This window comes from Acinetobacter sp. OYA S30 (genome assembly GCF_033599315.1).
GTDB classification, from domain to species: Bacteria; Pseudomonadota; Gammaproteobacteria; order Pseudomonadales; family Moraxellaceae; genus Acinetobacter; species Acinetobacter baumannii.
The window spans coordinates 14,213-31,198 of record NZ_JAWVAV010000002.1 but is presented as its reverse complement, the minus strand read 5'-3'; the positions used below and the strand labels follow the sequence as shown (position 1 = coordinate 31,198).

Sequence of the window (16,986 nt, the reverse complement as noted above, 5' to 3'; positions counted from 1 at the left end):
AGGGGCTTTTATTTTTATAGTAGAGCAGAATTACATCGTACTAAAAAGTGGGAAAACACCAATCACTAAAGCTGTACCCATCAATACCATACAAGTGATAAATGCCCACTTAAAAGTGAACTTTTGATGGTCTGCAAAGTCGACTTTAGCAAGGCCGCATAACAAGTAAGTTGATGGAACAAGTGGTGATAATAAGTGTACAGGTTGGCCTACAATAGAAGCACGTGCAATCGCTTCTGGGCTAATACCATAATGTGAAGCAGCTTCAGCAAGAATAGGTAATACACCATAGAAGAATGCATCATTTGACATAAAAAAGGTCAATGGCATGCTTACGAAAGCTGTAATCGGTGCGAGATATGGGCCCATACTTGCAGGAATCATTGCGACAAATTCTTTAGACATTGCTTCAACCATGCCTGTGCCAGATAAGATACCTGTAAAAATACCTGCCGCAAAAATTAAACCTACAACAGCCAAGATACTGTCTGCGTGCATAGCGATACGTTTTTTCTGCATATCAACATCAGGATAGTTGATGAGCATTGCAATACAGAACGCCAGCATGAATAACACTGACATCGGTAAAATACCTTTGATCAATGCAATCATAAGAAGAATGGTGAGTACCATATTTACTTTACGTAAATGTGGACGAGTTGCTTCTGGATCTTTTGAAACTGTAATGTTATCACCATGGTGACTTTCAAGCTCAATCACGCCTAAACGTTTTTGCTCATAGCGACCATATAAATATGCCAAGAAGAATAACCAGCCAATACTAATCACCATTGGAAGAATCATTGGTACAAAGATATGGCTTGGGTCAACTTGGAGTGCACTTGCTGCACGGGCAGTAGGGCCACCCCATGGGGTCAGGTTCATTACACCACTACATAACAACATAAGTGCTGTCATGATCAGTGTATTCATACCGAGGCGTTGATAAAGAGGGAGCATGGCTGCCACGCAAATCATGTAAGTGGTTGAGCCATCGCCATCAAGAGAGACTAATGTAGTTAAAAAAACAGTCCCTAATGTAATTTTTAGGGGATCACCTTTAACTTTTTTCAAAATCCATTTAACCGGAGGATCGAAAAGACCTGCATCGATCATTAAGGCAAAATATAAAATTGCAAATAATAGCATTACGCCAGTAGGCGCAAGTTTTTTGATGCCATCTAGCATCATTTCACTGAGACCTTTAAGCTCGATATGGCTCAAGCTTTCAAAGTAGTGACCAAGGCCCCAAGCAATAAGAGAAAAAATAAATGGGATGAGAATTAAAGCAATAATAGGGCTTAAACGTTTGGACATGATTAAATACATGAAGCATAAAATCATGCCAACACCAAGTAATGTCAGCATACAATCAATCCTTTGCCTTTAGTTTTACTGAACAAGTTTATTCAAAAACTCTGACCTCGATTATTCTTATGAATTTTTATTAAAAAGACAAATAATATATTTAGTTTATTTGGTTAATATATATTCACTTGGAAAGGTATATTTTGAAGAAATACTGAACATATATAATAATGGTATAGTCTATTTATAATGTATAGTGCTTATTATATATACTTATAAAACCTTTATCATGTTTGAAATTATCATGTATTTTTAAAAATTATATTCTGTTTGAATACTGAAATGAGAAGTATACCCATTTACAAAGCTTCTACTCCCTAAGTTACATAACGAAAGTGAATCTGTAAATCTTTTATGTGCAAAATTTTATTTTAATTCAATTTAATTTTTTTATTTTAATGAATGAGTTAATTTATATATTTGAAATTGTGATTAGGATAATTAATTTAACTTTTAATATAAAATTATTTAAAAATAATAATTATCTTAAAAGGAATAAATTATTTATCGAAAAAATATCCTGCATTTGCAGGATATTTTGCACCAAAATAAATCAATTTTCATCAGGTGGAGATGGTAAATCATTTTTTTCTAATACACGTGTTACTAATAGCTGATCAATTTTAAAATGGTCTACGTCAACAACTTCAAATTTATAACCACCAAATTCAACAAAGTCGGCTGGACGAGGAATTTTGCGTAAACGGTACATCATGAAACCAGCTAATGTTTCATAATTCTCTTCATCAGGTAGTTCATCCATTTCAAGCGCGTGCTTAAGATCTTCAATAGGTGTACTACCATCAATCAGCCAAGAATTATTATCACGTTTAATAATTTGCTGTTCTTCTTCCATAGGGGTAACCCAATCCCCCATAACAGTAATCATGATATCGCTTAGCGTAATTACCCCAACGACAAGCGCATACTCATTAATTACAACAGCAAACTTTTCTTTTGTTGAGCGGAAGCGATCGAGTAATTCTGATAGTGTTAAAGTATCAGGTATCATTAGAACCGTACGAATAGTCGATTCATTGAGCTGGGTTAAAGATTGGTTGTTTAAAATACGTACAAGAATATCCTTCGCATCTACATAGCCAATCACTTGATCAATATTTTCATTACAAACCAGAAATTTGGAATAAGGATATTCTGCCAATTTTTGGCGAATGCTATCTTCATGTTCATTAAGCGTAAAATAAACAACATTTTCACGCGTTGTCATACTTGATGGAACGGTACGTTCTTCAAGCTCAAATACGTTTTCAATAAAGTGATGTTCTTGTTTTTGTAGTACACCTGCTTGAGCACCTGCATCCATCACTGCCGAAATATCATCAAAAGTAATATTGTCTTCGCGTGTGGTATTTACTTTAAACAAGCGGAATAGCAAATTGGCAATTGCATTAATTCCCCATGCTAGAGGCTTACAGATTTTGATAAAAATCTGAATAGGGTTAATTACACTAATTGCAATTTTTTCAGGTGCGATCATTGCCAAGCGCTTTGGCATTAAATCGGCGAATAAAATAAACAAAGAAGTTACCAATGTGAAAGATAGGGCGAATCCAATAGTTTGCGTCCAAGGTCCTTCATAGAAACGGTCAACTAAGTTCACAAAAAAAGGACGAAACGCAGCTTCACCCAATATACCGCCTAAGATTGCAACAGCATTTAAGCCGATTTGGGACGCTGCAAAAAAGTCTGCAGATTGTTCTTGTAAATCAAGTACTTTTTGAGCACGTTCTTCGCCAGCTTCGGCTAAAATCTTTAACTTTACTTTTCTGGCACCAGCTAGAGCAATTTCAGTTAAAGATAAAAAGCCTGCTGCGATGATGAGCAGTACGATGATAATGATATTTTGAAAGAGACTCACAAATCACCCGAGGATCATCATTATTATGACTATGTTTTAACACAAAAAAGCGCTGAGGTAATCAGATTGATTGCTCAGCGCTTAAAGATAATGTTTGAAAGAGACAATTAAATTAAAACTTATTTAATAGTGGGAAAATTGTGAATTATTGGTTAGGAATTCACGATTTTCCTCTTCGATCATTTGGCGAGCAACAAATAGAATGAGTTGGCGTAACCAGCGATGAGCTGGGTGATGGTGCAATAATGGACACCAAGCCATTTTAAGTTCAAACTCAGGAATGTAAAACGGTGGATCTTTAATAACTAATTTTGGATTTTGTGCTTGTAAACGCGCCATCCGAGTTGGAAGAGTAGCGATCAAGTCAACATTTTGAGCAAGTAATGCCGGCATCTGATAGTGACGCGTAAATACAGAAATTTTGCGGCGTTGACCAATACGTTCTAATGCTTGATCAATCCAGCCCAAGCCACCTTGTTTATCTGGGTTTACCCCAAAGCCAACACCCATACCTGTTTTAGATACCCAAATATGTTGAGCATCTAAATAGCTTTTTAGATTTAAATGAGTCACAGCGGGGTGTTTGTCATTTAAAATACAGCTAAAGCTATCACGCCAAACCAAAACTTGGTGGAAGCTTTGCGGGATTTCATTGAAGCGGTTAATGGCTAAATCAACCTTACCCTGTTCCATGTCTCTATATGACACATCACTTGGAGTAAGAAAATCGAGTACAACGTTTGGTGCTTCTGAGCGGAGGGCTTTAACAAGACGAGGGACTAGGGTGGCTTCTGCATAGTCAGAAGTCATAATACGGAAAACGCGATTACTGGTATAAGGGCGGAATTCGGTACGCGGTTCCAAAATCATGGAAAGGTCAGAAAGAGCATCACGAATACGTGGTTGTAATTCAAGTGCACGTTCTGTCGGTGTCATCCCTTCAGATGAGCGGATCAGGAGAGGGTCATTAAATAAATTACGCAAGCGGCGTAAAATATTACTCATGGCAGGCTGAGTAACACCAAGCTGTTCGGCTGCGCGAGTAACGTTTTTTTCACGAAGAAGAACATCAAGATATATTAATAGATTAAGATCTACCCGCTCCAGATTCATAAAAAAAATACCGAAAATAAAACCCTAAAATTGTTTCAAATTATGCCATATTTAAAGAACATTGTGTGAAAAAATGATGAGAAAAGCGACATTTTTTGTTGAAATTAAGTATGGGCAAAAAGTATCTCAAATGCTGGATTCTATTATCGTTGATCTATTTTTATTTTTATAATTATTGAACAAAAATATTTTCTTAATATTTAGTACTGTTCTAGCATACTGATTGACATTTTGCATTGGCAAAATTCGCCTAATTTACAATTGACTTTTTATATTAAAAATGAATGGAAAATTTTCAAAAACTGTATAAAAATAAAGCTTGGAGTGTTTTTTAATCAAAATTCTATACTCCTTTAGGATTATTTTGTTTTTATAAACAAAGTGTTATGTTTTTTAGTTTTACTTATAATATCGATTTATTGGTATATTTTTTAAATAAATACTGAAGATTAACGAAGGATATTGGATTAATTGATTGGCTAAGTCTAAGCTGTGTACATGAAGAAGCAGCTGGTGTCATAGGGAATTTTCATAACATGACTCTAGGCTTCGATCGATGAAATCCTAAAATGAATACAGGACAATATCATGACTACATATCAAACAGCGATTGATGCAGTACGTGAATTAAAAGCAAAATTCGGCAACACTTGGGCAGACATTAGCCCAGAAGATGCTGCTCGTATGCAACTTCAAAACCGTTTCAAAACAGGTTTAGATATTGCTAAGTATACAGCTGCGATTATGCGTCGTGATATGGCTGAATACGATGCTGATTCAAGCAAATATACTCAATCATTAGGTTGCTGGCATGGTTTCATCGCTCAACAAAAAATGATTGCTAACAAAAAGTATTTCGGTACGACAAGCAAACGTTATATCTACCTTTCTGGTTGGATGGTTGCTGCTCTTCGTTCAGAATTTGGTCCGCTTCCTGACCAATCTATGCACGAGAAAACTTCAGTGCCTGCTTTGATCGAAGAAATCTACACTTTCTTACGTCAAGCTGATGCAAAAGAATTAAATGACTTGTTCCGTGCTTTAAATAAAGCAAAAGAAGCTGGTGACTCTGCGAAAGTAGCTGAAATCACAGCTCAAATTGACAACTTCGAAACTCATGTTGTGCCAATTATTGCAGACATCGATGCTGGTTTCGGTAACGAAGAAGCAACTTACTTACTTGCTAAGAAAATGATCGAAGCTGGTGCTTGTGCGCTTCAAATTGAAAACCAAGTATCTGATGCAAAACAATGTGGTCACCAAGCTGGTAAAGTAACTGTTCCACACGAAGACTTCATCGCTAAGATCCATGCACTTCGTTATGCATTCTTAGAAATGGGTGTTGAAGACGGTGTTATCGTTGCTCGTACTGACTCTGAAGGCGCTGACTTAACTCAGAAGATCCCTGTAGTTAAAGAGCCAGGTGATATCGCATCTAAATATATTAGCTACTTAGATACTCAAGAAATTGATATCTCAGAAGCTCAAGAAGATGAGATCTTAATTAAACGTGATGGTAAATTACATCGTCCAACTCGTTTAGCTTCTGGTCTATACCAATTCCGTGAAGGCACTCAGATTGACCGTGTTGTACTTGACTGTATCACTAGCCTTCAAAACGGTGCTGACTTACTTTGGATCGAAACTCCGACTCCAAACGTACAAGAAATTGCACACATGGTTAACCGTGTAAAAGAAGTAGTTCCGAATGCGAAGCTTGTTTATAACAACAGCCCATCATTCAACTGGACTTTAAACTTCCGTCAACAAGCGTACGATCGTTGGGTTGCAGAAGGTAAAGATGTATCTGCTTACGACCGTGCTAAATTAATGAGCGCTGAGTACGACAATACTGAATTAGCTGCTGAAGCTGATGAAAAAATCCGTACTTTCCAAGCAGATGCTGCGCGTGAAGCTGGTGTGTTCCATCACTTGATCACACTTCCTACATACCACACTGCTGCTCTTTCTACTCATGAATTAGCACAAGGTTACTTCGGTGACCAAGGTATGTTAGCTTATGTTGCTGGCGTACAACGTAAAGAAATCCGTGGCGGTATCGCATGTGTGAAACACCAAGCAATGGCTGGTTCTGACATCGGTGATGACCACAAAGAAATCTTCGCTGGTGAAAATGCACTTAAAGCTGGTGACGATGCTAAAAACACAATGAACCAATTCTCAGCTCACTAAGAATTGACTTCATAAAAAACCCGCTCATTTGAGCGGGTTTTTTATTTATATTGAAAAATAGATTAATCTTCTTTTTTCAAAACATAATGTTCAGCTAAAGAACCTTCAACTTTTTTACCTTCCATATCTAAAGCGGTCGCGGTATTTTCACCAATAAAGAATTTACGGTTTTGAGCTTTATCATCTAAGGTAATAACAGAAGTATTGTCTTTATCGAAAGTAAACTTACCATGGGTTTCAAATGGGTTTGCATCACCTTTACCAAGATAGGTTTCTGTTAGCTCATAAGTTTTATCATCTTTTAATTCTAATTCAGTTTTGATGCCTTCACAGTCTGCGCAAGGAAGCGTACCTTTATATTTACCATCCCAATCTAAAGAATTCTCGGCTGTATGTGCTGTATCTACCGCTTCATTATTATTTGATTGAGCAGTTTGTACAGGAGTAGATGTATCAGAGGTTGTTTCTGTTTTATTTTCATGTTTATTACATGCGACAAGAAGAGTACTCATAAGTGCAATTGCTAATAATGATTTTTTCATAATGAATAAAACCTCAAAAAAATAAATATAAAGTACTGACAGGCTAGGAAAAAAGAATCGAAAATAAAAGCTCTAGTATGTAGCTTAATTTTAACAAAAGGTAAAGTGAGTAAAAATTGCACAGATTGGGGCTATGTTTTTTTATATTTTAGTTGAGAATTAAAAGTATCCACTAAAGTGATTTAGTGGATACTTTTAAAAATTTATGGTTGGGCAGAAACCCCACCTAAGGAATCGCACGCTGCTTTATAAAGTTGATATTGCTGTTCTACGACTTCATCTAAGGGCATCGCGAATAATTCTTCACCATTTTTATAGCTTTCTACATAAGAGGTCGCTTTTTCCTTACTCACAGCTAAAGATTGCTGGTAATAAGAGTTGATTGAACTTGTAGAAATTTCACTTGTTTCAATATTTTTACATTGAAAGTTACTTAAAAGTTTTTCTGCACGTTTGACCTCACTTGATTGGCCAAAGATACACCCAGTTAAAAATACAAACGGTACTAACACGAAAAAGATTTTCATGGGAAAAATTTATAAGAGCGAGGATGGGCGCTATTGTATAAATAATTCCATGCTTTACTGTGGTTTTATGTTAGACATTGATGATTTTTTGACTCATTAAAATAAAAAAATTGTTTCTAAGTTTGTAATAACCACTTTTTGCTTTTGGTGCATATTTTGCTTATCAAAAAAGCCATTATCAAAAATGAGCCAAAATGAATCGAATTCAACAAACTTTTCAGACTTCTTTAGCACCATTTTGGTATGCCCGGTTAGAACTGGGGTTTTGTTATGAAAACTCGCGCACCATAATGAATCGCAGAAAGCATTATGGCCCCGTTAGGGTGCAAAAAATGCTCTGGCCCGAAAAAACTGGGGTTTGTCATGCCATTATTGTTCATCCACCGGCTGGAATTGCAGGCGGTGATCATCTTACTTTTCAAATTGAAACAGAAGGGCAGGCGCATGCTGTAATTACCACACCGGGAGCGGGTAAGTGGTATAGAACAAATGGAAAACAGGCTTTCCAGCATATTTATTTGAATGTAAAAGATGATTCTATTTTAGAGTGGATGCCGCAAGAAACAATGCTTTTTGACGGTGCTTTAGCCCACTCTGAAACAGATATCCATCTTGAACAAACAGCAAGTTTTATTGGATGGGATATGTTGGTCTTGGGGCGGCAGGCTCGGGCTGAGAATTTTGTTCAGGGAAGCTATCACAACCAGTTTAAATTATGGCGCAAAAACAAGTTATTAGTTGCCGATACTTTATATTTTGAGGGAGGCGATCGCTGGTTAAGCTCGTGTTTAGGAATGAATAATCAGGCGGTGATGGCCAGTTTTTGGGCCGTGCCCCCTGAAAAATTCCGTTCTTCATTTTATTTAGAGCAACATATTGAACTCATCCGTGAACTCATTATGCGTATGGATGTTCCCGTGACGTTGACCTTATTAGAAGATGTACTGTGTGCGCGTTTTTTAGGAAATGATGTACGACGATGTCATGACGCTTTCGCAGCTATACGCGCTAAATTAAGACGTTATTGGTTTGATTTAGATGAAGAATTTCCAAGAATTTGGAAAACTTAAGTTACGTTAAATTGCGTATTTTAAAAACGATTAAAACCGGTATGCTGCTTTTGAGCACGCATTTTGCTTAAAGAAAATTAGATGCTATTTGGGAAAGAGATATGGAACTCAATCCAACAGAAAAAGATAAGTTACTCATTTTTACTGCAGGCTTAGTGGCTGAGCGTCGTAAAGCACGAGGCTTAAAGTTGAACTATCCGGAAGCTGTTGCATTTATTTCCGCAGCCTTACTTGAAGGTGCACGGGATGGTATGACGGTGAGTGAACTTATGCACTTTGGAACGACTTTATTAAAGCGTGAAGATGTCATGGATGGGGTACCGGAAATGATTGCTGAGGTGCAGGTTGAAGCAACTTTTCCTGATGGTTCGAAATTAGTCACTGTTCATCAGCCCATTGTATAAAAAGGAATACTTATGATTCCCGGTGAAGTTATTACTCCAGAAACTGACATTGAATTAAATGTTGGACGAGAAACTTTGAAAGTTGTGGTGGCTAATCTTGGCGACAGGCCTATTCAGGTCGGTTCGCATTTTCATTTTTATGAAGCAAACGATGCCTTACAGTTTGATCGTGAGGCAGTCAAAGGTTTTCGGTTAAATATTGCAGCAGGCACAGCAATACGTTTTGAACCAGGACAAAGTCGAGAAGTAGAGCTTGTTGCTTTAGCTGGTAAGCGAGAAGTATATGGTTTTGCTGGTCGGGTAATGGGCAAGCTGGATTAAAGATAACAACAATAATGAAAAGATGAGTAATAAGTTATGAAAATGTCACGTCGTGCATACGCAGAAATGTTTGGTCCAACGGTTGGTGATCGTATTCGTTTGGCTGATACAGCGCTTTTTATTGAAGTTGAGCAAGACTTAACGACATATGGTGAAGAAGTTAAATTTGGTGGCGGAAAAGTTATTCGTGACGGGATGGGACAATCTCAGCTTCTAGCTGATGAAGTTGCCGATACAGTCATAACCAATGCTTTAATTGTGGATTGGTGGGGAATTGTTAAAGCCGATGTGGGCTTAAAAAATGGACGAATCTGGAAAATTGGGAAAGCTGGAAACCCTGATATTCAACCCGACATTACCATTCCTTTAGGTGCTGCGACAGAAGTAATTGCGGGTGAAGGGCAAATTTTAACGGCAGGTGGTATTGATACTCACATTCACTGGATTTGCCCACAGCAAGTTGAAACTGCACTTATGTCGGGTACAACAACAATGGTGGGTGGCGGAACAGGACCTGCAGCAGGTACTTCGGCAACGACAGTGACTCCAGGGCCTTGGCATATTGCGACCATGTTGCAGGCGATTGATGATTTGCCTATGAATATTGGTCTATTGGGTAAAGGGAATTTAAGTTTACCTGACCCCATTCGCGAGCAAATTAAAGCAGGAGTAATTGGATTAAAACTACATGAAGATTGGGGATCAACTCCTGCGGCTATTGATAACTGTTTGAGCGTTGCAGATGAGTATGATGTACAGGTCGCAATTCATACGGATACTTTAAATGAAGGTGGTTTTTTAGAAGAAACGCTAGCGGCATTTAAAGACCGTACGATTCATACTTACCATACCGAAGGTGCGGGCGGCGGGCATGCTCCCGACATTTTAAAAGCAATTGGGCAAGGTAATGTCTTGCCTTCTTCGACCAACCCAACACGACCTTATACGATCAATACCATTGATGAGCATTTAGATATGCTCATGGTATGCCACCATTTAGACCCTGCAATTGCTGAAGATATTGCTTTTGCAGAAAGTCGTATTCGCCGTGAAACCATTGCTGCTGAAGATATTTTACAAGACTTAGGTGCAATTGCCATGATGTCATCTGACTCTCAGGCAATGGGACGTGTGGGTGAAGTGATTTTAAGAACTTGGCAAACTGCCCACAAAATGAAAGTACAACGTGGCCCATTAGAGGGTGACAATGAGTTTCATGATAACAATCGCGTTAAACGCTACATTGCCAAATATACAATTAACCCGGCAATTACCCATGGTTTAAGTCATGAAATTGGTTCGGTTGAAGTCGGAAAACTTGCTGATTTAGTATTATGGAAGCCTGCGTTTTTTGGTGTGAAACCTTCCATGATTATTAAAGGTGGCATGATTGCGGCGGCGCCGATGGGTGATATTAATGCCTCTATTCCGACACCTCAACCCGTGCATTATCGTCCAATGTTTGGGGCTTATCCGCGTGGTGTACATAACACCTGTATAACCTTTTTATCTCAAGTCGCAATTGATGAAAAAGTTGCTGAGAAGCTAAACCTTAAAAAGTTAATCAGTCCCTGTAAAAACACGCGTTCAATTACCAAAGCCGATATGAAACACAATACATATTGTCCTGTTATGCAGGTTCATCCTGAGACTTACGAGGTGCGGGCCGATGGTGAATTATTAACGTGTGAACCTGCTGACGTATTACCGATGGCACAACGTTATTTCTTGTTTTAATGAATTTATAGAGGTGATTTGCCTCATTACCTTATATATGAAAGAAATAAGTAAGGAGAGAAAAGCTAAATGAAAATTTACACCCAACGTCTTGAAGATATTTCTCCTGATCAGGCATTTGAAACGGTTGAGCTAACGTTTGATACCCGCCAAAAATCACGATTTCGAGCGGTTTTAGCGAGTGGCGTAGATATTGGTGCAGATTTGCCACGTACCGGCATTTTGCGTAGTGGTTCATATATTGCAACGCAAGAGGGTGATGTATTACGTGTCGATGCCAAGCCTGAACGGCTAATGAAAGTCACTGCTCAGACTGAATTTGACTTGCTTAAAGCAGCTTATCACTTAGGTAACCGACATGTGCCATTAATGCTGACACCAACAGCTTTATATTTTGAGCCTGATCATGTGCTTGCAGAAATGGTGGAAGGTTTGGGGCTTACTGTGACAGAAACCGATCATCCATTTGAACCTGAAAGCGGTGCCTATGCACAGCATAGCCATGATCATCGTTTAAGCCCAATCAAAGCTTTACACCATGTCCACTCATAATGCTGCGCAATTACTGCAACTGCTGACATTGTCTTCTACGGCATTGCCAGTTGGAGCATATTGCTATTCGCAAGGTGTGGAAACCGCCATTGATATTGGTTTAATACACGATGAATCCTCGGCAATTGCTTACTTTGAAGAAGTGCTTGAAATGTTGCTAGTACGCTTTGAGTTACCTGTACTCAAACGTCTTATGCAACATTATGATGACCCAGATCAGTTTCTAATTTGGGCACATTTATATAAGGCAAGCCGAGAAAGTAAAGAGCTTTTGGCCGAATCTCAGCAACTCGCATTTTCTTTAAATGCATGGATTAAAGATGTTTTAAAGAAAACAGTTGAGGTTAAAAAGCAGTTTGGTTTTGTGCCTGTTTATGCGCAGCTTTGCGGTCGTTTAGAACTTAAAGATGTGGATGTACTTACGGCGTATACCTTTACCGTTTTAGAAAATCAGGTTTTAGCCGCGGTAAAAACTGTCCCATTGGGCCAAATGGCAGGACAAAGAATTTTATGGCATTTGCATGGGCGAGTACCACAAGCTGTAGAGAAGGCTTTAAAACTTAAAGATGAGCAATTGAGTAGTGCTTTGCCGCGCTATGCCATGCTGAGCATGAAACACGAAACTCAATATTCACGGTTATTCAGATCTTAAGTTTAGGAAAAAGGATAAAAATCATGACAGAACGTAGTCCATTACGAGTCGGAATTGGCGGACCAGTCGGTTCAGGTAAAACAGCACTTACGCTTAATTTATGCCGTGCCTTACGTGATAAATATAATATGGCAGTGGTGACAAATGATATTTATACCAAAGAAGACTCAAACTTTTTAACCCGTAATGAAGCGATGTCACCAGATCGTATTGTGGGTGTGGAAACAGGTGGTTGCCCGCATACAGCAATTCGTGAAGATGCTTCAATTAATTTAGCTGCGATTGATGATCTGTGCGAAAAATTTGATGGCTTAGAACTCATTATTATTGAAAGCGGTGGTGATAATTTAGCAGCAACATTTAGCCCAGAGCTTTCTGATTTAACTTTATATGTCATTGATGTAGCAGGTGGCGAAAAGATCCCTCGTAAAGGAGGACCGGGTATTACCAAGTCAGATTTACTGATTATTAATAAAACTGACCTCGCACCAATGGTGGGAGCAAACCTTGATGTCATGGACCAAGATGCAAAACGCATGCGTGGTGAAAAGCCATTTTTATTTTCAAACATGAAAACACAAGATGGGCTTGAAGAAATTATTCAATTTATTGAGAAGCAAGGGCTGTTTAAGGCTTAAGGAGTAACTATGAACTTCATTAAAAAATGGAGCGTTGGGCTCCTTAGCATGTTACCTGCGTTAGCTATGGCTCATCCAGGGCATGACCATGTACATTCAGGTTTTATGGCAGGCTTTATTCATCCGTTTACAGGGCTGGATCATTTAATAATGGCTTTAGGCTTTGGTGTCTTGCTATGGTCGGCAGCCAAACAGTGGAAAATTGCTGGCGTCATCACTTTAAGTATCACCTTAGTGATTGGCTTTTTGGTAGGTGCTCAAGGTTCGGTGCCCGCCAATATTGCTGAATACGGTATTGTTGCTTCTTTAATTATTACAGCGATTGCGCTATGGACAAAATCAAATCGGATTTTACCTATCGCTGCCGCTTTACTCGCAAGCTTTCATGGGATAGCTCATGGTGTTGAGTTAGCACATGCAGGGCATATCGTGGCGTTAGTAACCGGTATGGTTACTGGTATGGCACTTATCTATTGTGGTGGGCTTGCACTAGGTGCAGTATTTACACGTTATGTGCCATATGGCAAAAAAATTGTAGGTGCCTGTGCAGCAGTTGTTGCAGTGATTGGTTTGAGTTAATTAAAACTTTGTAGCGAAAAAAGGTAGCTTTAAGCTACCTTTTTATTCGCTTACTTTTTGGTAAAGCCCTGCATGGACTGTACCAGCTTTGGTTGATTTAATTTGCTGCCATGTTGCAGGAAGGTGAAGCTGAGATAAATCTCGGTCAGCTTCAACGTAAATGTACCCATTATTTTTAATATGTGAGTCTGCCAAGTGAGCAAGCTCTTGCCATAAATTAAGACTATAAGGAGGGTCTAAAAAAACGACATCAAACTGTTCTTTTAAGCGTGGTAAGGCTTGTTGAGCAGTTGCATTAATTAAATGGCAATTCTGCGCTTTGAGCAATTGAATATTATCTTTTAAAAATCGTGCCTGAGTCTTATCTGGCTCAATCATATAAATAGATGCAGCACCGCGCGATAATGCTTCAAAGCCTAATGCCCCAGAACCTGTGCAGATATCGAGAACCTGAGCGTTTTGAATGTCCCACATGAGCCAGTTAAATAAAGTTTCGCGGACACGATCGGGAGTTGGTCTTAATCCTTCAATACTGGCGAATGGTAAAACTCGTCTTTTCCATTCGCCCCCAATAATGCGTAATTGATTTTTCATTATTCATCGACCTCATTTGTAGCAGGACGAGTTGGTGTTGCCTGTGGAGTAGAGGCTGCTGCGGAAGTCGGAGCAGAGGTTGCTGGAGTAGAGCTGGCACTTTCATTACCACTTGGAAGTTCACCCGGTTTAATCCCAGCAGTCATCAGGCCACCATTGACTTGATGGTTGGCTGGTCGAATCGGATTTTTCTTACGGGTTAATAACCAGTAATCAAACACGGGTTTAGCAAGTTGGGCGGCTGAACCACCATGACGACCATTTTCCCAAATAACTGCAATAGCGATTTCTGGTTTATCAGCCGGAGCAAAGCCAACAAAAAGACCGTGGTCAAGTTGGCGTTCACTAAGCGCAGCTTCGTTATAACGTTTGCCTTGAGCAATACTTTTAACCTGTGCTGTACCTGTTTTTCCGGCAATTTGATATAGCGGTGTACGGATGCCACGACCAGTACCTGATTGAATTACGTCAATCATGGCTTCTCGCATTTTTACCCAATCTTCATCTGTACCATTGAAATTAATTTTTCCATCAGGTGCATTACGTACGGTAAAAGGTTTTGCACCATGGGTTGCACGTAAAACATGTGGAACTACATGCGAGCCATGGTTCGCCGTAATGGCCGTTGCCATGGCAAGTTGTAAAGGGGTTGCGGTAAATGCACCTTGACCAATACTGACTGAAATCGTTTCACCTTTCATCCATTTGGATTTGCGTGTACGCATTTTCCATTCAGGATTTGGATATAAGCCTTCACTTTCACTTGGTAAATCGACACCTGTTTTTTGGCCAAAGCCAAATTGGCGCATCCATTGGTTCATCTGATCGATACCCATTTGATTAGCCAAAATATAAAAATAGGTATCACAAGACATGATAATGGCTTTGTGCATGTTCACGATGCCATGACCGGTTTTTTTCCAGTCACGGAATTTGTGTGAGTCACCCGGTAAATGGAAATAGCCAGGGTCGGAAATAGCAGTAGCCCAATCGACAATTCCATAATGTAAACCGCCCATCGCTTCCATTGGCTTAATGGTTGAACCGGGAGGGTATACACCTTGTACTGCACGGTTATAAAGAGGCTGATCTATATTGTCACGTAGAGAACTATAATCTTTATGATTAATACCCGTCACAAATAAATTAGGGTTAAAGCTTGGACTTGAAACCAACGCAAGAATTTCACCGGTGCGTGGGTCTATCGCAACAATTGCACCACGTCGACCAGCGAGTTGTTGCGACGCGACAACTTGCAAACCATAATCTAATGATAAGTAGAGATCGTTACCACGGGTTGGGTCTTTACGACCTAGGTGACGCAAAATATTACTATGAGCATCTGCTTCTACAGACTCATAACCAGGTGTTCCATGAAGTAAATCTTCATAGCTTTTTTCTACACCAATTTTACCAATCAGGTTTGTTCCAGCATATAAATCTTTATCAATACTTTTTAATTCTTTATCGTTAATACGGCCAACATATCCAATCACGTGAGCAAATAAATCACCATGTGGATAATAGCGCGTCATTTGGGTTTCAATTCTAACCCCGGGGAACTTGTATTTAACTTCACTAAACTTGGCAATATTTGTCTCGGTCAAATTCAGTTTAATGGCCACACGTTCAGTTTTACGTGCTGTTTTAATGCGGCTTTTAAAACGATCTACATCTTCTTGAGTGAGTTCTAAAATAGGCTGTAATTGTTCAATAACGGTATCAACGTTCTCAACATCTGCTTTACTTAATGTTGCGGTAAAAACAGGGTAGTTATCTGCCAGTAAAACCCCATTGCGGTCATAAATATAACCACGAGCAGGTGGAAGGGGTTGTAGGCGAATACGGTTTTTATCCGATGCCGTCGAGAACTCATCATAATGAAAAATTTGTAGATAAGCGTATCGGCTGGCTAGTACCAATAAACAGATAATCACAAGCCCTACGGCAAAAAATATACGACCTCGATAAATGCGCTTTTCTTGCTGGATATCTTTTAAAGGAAAGTGCTGTTTCATACGGATCGACTTAATGACATAGGGTGAGAAAAATAGCTGCTTATTCTAACGCAAGCGCACTTAAAATATCGCATATTTTTCAAAGTTTCAGTGAAGAGGCAAATTGGCTTTTTTGACTTTGTAGACAACAAAATTGTAGAGTCTTGTATATAAGAAGCAAAATAATTCTGTTAAAGTCTCTCATTCAATAGAATAGGGTTGTTCTCACCATACGATTAGGGAAAATGGAGAAAATAATGAGAAAAATTTATCCCTTACTTGCAGTTTTGACAGTAAGCAGTTGGGCACATGCTCAAGATTACTCATTTCTTCCAGAAGCAAAATTAGCAGATCATAAAGCATCTACCTGGAATGTAGGCGCCGGTTTTACACAAAAATTGTTACATCTCAATGGTGAGTGGGTAAATCCTTATGGAATTGCTTATGCAAAAGTTGGTGCATTTTTAAATGGCGATAAAACTGCTGGAGGACAAGTCGGATTCCGCTATCCGTACTACCTTACTGGAACAGATAAAAATGGTTACTATATTGGCTTTTACGCTGGACATCTTGATAGCAAATCGGTTGATGGAGATTATAAATCTCGTTTAGGTGCTGGTGTTGATTTGGCATATGTATTGTTGAATTCAGAAAGAATTAGTACGTTTAGTGTGGGTATCGGCGCAGCGGAAAAATTAACGGACCAGAATGGTGATGTTGCTGCAGATACTAAACCACAAATTCAATTTTCTTATTCTCTAAGTTTTGGTTTATAAAACAAAGCAGTTTATCGTTAACTCGCCATAAGCAGAGCACAAAT

At 38.9% G+C, this 16,986-nt stretch carries 17 protein-coding genes; 10 read left to right on the top strand and 7 right to left on the bottom strand.

From position 1 onward, the window contains the following. Positions 1–30: 30 nt before the first annotated feature. From R5R67_RS01430 to R5R67_RS01420, 3 genes are all read right to left on the bottom strand, one after another. The gene (locus tag R5R67_RS01430; protein WP_000956796.1) at positions 31–1,368 is read right to left on the bottom strand and encodes a CitMHS family transporter; all 1,338 of its coding nucleotides are present in this window, start codon (positions 1,366–1,368) and stop codon (positions 31–33) included. A 553-nt stretch (positions 1,369–1,921) separates the two neighbouring features. After that, positions 1,922–3,247, bottom strand: coding sequence for a hemolysin family protein (locus R5R67_RS01425; RefSeq protein WP_000051871.1), 1,326 nt, complete (start codon positions 3,245–3,247; stop codon positions 1,922–1,924). Between the two features lie 123 nt (positions 3,248–3,370). Then, positions 3,371–4,360: a LysR family transcriptional regulator gene (locus R5R67_RS01420; RefSeq protein ID WP_001047619.1), complete on the bottom strand. Its 990-nt coding sequence runs from the start codon at positions 4,358–4,360 to the stop codon at positions 3,371–3,373. Between the two features lie 588 nt (positions 4,361–4,948). On the opposite strand from R5R67_RS01420, the gene R5R67_RS01415 reads away from it, so the two are divergent. After that, complete coding sequence (locus R5R67_RS01415; RefSeq protein ID WP_000214787.1) at positions 4,949–6,553, top strand: isocitrate lyase; 1,605 nt, start codon at positions 4,949–4,951, stop codon at positions 6,551–6,553. A gap of 62 nt (positions 6,554–6,615) precedes the next feature. On the opposite strand, the gene R5R67_RS01410 is transcribed toward R5R67_RS01415, so the two are convergent. Next, a complete protein-coding gene (locus R5R67_RS01410) occupies positions 6,616–7,095 on the bottom strand; it encodes a copper resistance protein NlpE (RefSeq protein WP_000749184.1) in 480 nt (159 codons plus the stop codon). 203 nt (positions 7,096–7,298) lie between these two features. Then, positions 7,299–7,622, bottom strand: coding sequence for a hypothetical protein (locus R5R67_RS01405; protein WP_000688342.1), 324 nt, complete (start codon positions 7,620–7,622; stop codon positions 7,299–7,301). A gap of 194 nt (positions 7,623–7,816) precedes the next feature. Between R5R67_RS01405 and R5R67_RS01400 the strand changes: the two genes are divergently transcribed. From R5R67_RS01400 to R5R67_RS01365, 8 genes are all read left to right on the top strand, one after another. After that, on the top strand, positions 7,817–8,692 hold the full coding sequence (locus tag R5R67_RS01400; RefSeq protein WP_072689319.1) for an urease accessory protein UreD: 876 nt from the start codon (positions 7,817–7,819) through the stop codon (positions 8,690–8,692). Between the two features lie 101 nt (positions 8,693–8,793). Continuing rightward, entirely contained in the window at positions 8,794–9,096 is a 303-nt protein-coding gene (gene ureA / locus R5R67_RS01395; RefSeq protein WP_000422460.1) for an urease subunit gamma, read from the top strand. A 12-nt stretch (positions 9,097–9,108) separates the two neighbouring features. After that, entirely contained in the window at positions 9,109–9,417 is a 309-nt protein-coding gene (locus R5R67_RS01390; protein WP_000612142.1) for an urease subunit beta, read from the top strand. A 36-nt stretch (positions 9,418–9,453) separates the two neighbouring features. Beyond that, positions 9,454–11,154, top strand: coding sequence for an urease subunit alpha (gene ureC / locus R5R67_RS01385; RefSeq protein WP_000784157.1), 1,701 nt, complete (start codon positions 9,454–9,456; stop codon positions 11,152–11,154). Positions 11,155–11,223: 69 nt separating this feature from the next. After that, entirely contained in the window at positions 11,224–11,706 is a 483-nt protein-coding gene (ureE, locus tag R5R67_RS01380) for an urease accessory protein UreE (protein ID WP_000708735.1), read from the top strand. Further along, complete coding sequence (locus R5R67_RS01375) at positions 11,693–12,358, top strand: urease accessory protein UreF (RefSeq protein WP_000103635.1); 666 nt, start codon at positions 11,693–11,695, stop codon at positions 12,356–12,358. Before ureE ends, R5R67_RS01375 begins: the two co-directional genes overlap by 14 nt. A 23-nt stretch (positions 12,359–12,381) precedes the next feature. Further along, complete coding sequence (ureG, locus tag R5R67_RS01370) at positions 12,382–12,996, top strand: urease accessory protein UreG (RefSeq protein ID WP_000140200.1); 615 nt, start codon at positions 12,382–12,384, stop codon at positions 12,994–12,996. A gap of 9 nt (positions 12,997–13,005) precedes the next feature. Further along, the gene (locus tag R5R67_RS01365; RefSeq protein WP_001009285.1) at positions 13,006–13,575 is read left to right on the top strand and encodes a HupE/UreJ family protein; all 570 of its coding nucleotides are present in this window, start codon (positions 13,006–13,008) and stop codon (positions 13,573–13,575) included. Positions 13,576–13,617: 42 nt separating this feature from the next. Here R5R67_RS01365 and rsmD read toward each other — a convergent pair whose 3' ends face one another. Next, entirely contained in the window at positions 13,618–14,169 is a 552-nt protein-coding gene (rsmD, locus tag R5R67_RS01360; RefSeq protein WP_000795851.1) for a 16S rRNA (guanine(966)-N(2))-methyltransferase RsmD, read from the bottom strand. Further along, positions 14,169–16,187 carry a penicillin-binding protein 2 gene (mrdA, locus tag R5R67_RS01355; RefSeq protein WP_000809155.1) on the bottom strand — a complete coding sequence of 673 codons (2,019 nt, stop codon included), beginning with the start codon at positions 16,185–16,187 and terminating at the stop codon, positions 14,169–14,171. Before mrdA ends, rsmD begins: the two co-directional genes overlap by 1 nt. A gap of 236 nt (positions 16,188–16,423) precedes the next feature. On the opposite strand from mrdA, the gene R5R67_RS01350 reads away from it, so the two are divergent. Next, positions 16,424–16,942, top strand: a complete 519-nt coding sequence (locus tag R5R67_RS01350; RefSeq protein WP_001227325.1) for a hypothetical protein — start codon at positions 16,424–16,426, stop codon at positions 16,940–16,942. Positions 16,943–16,986: the final 44 nt, after the last annotated feature.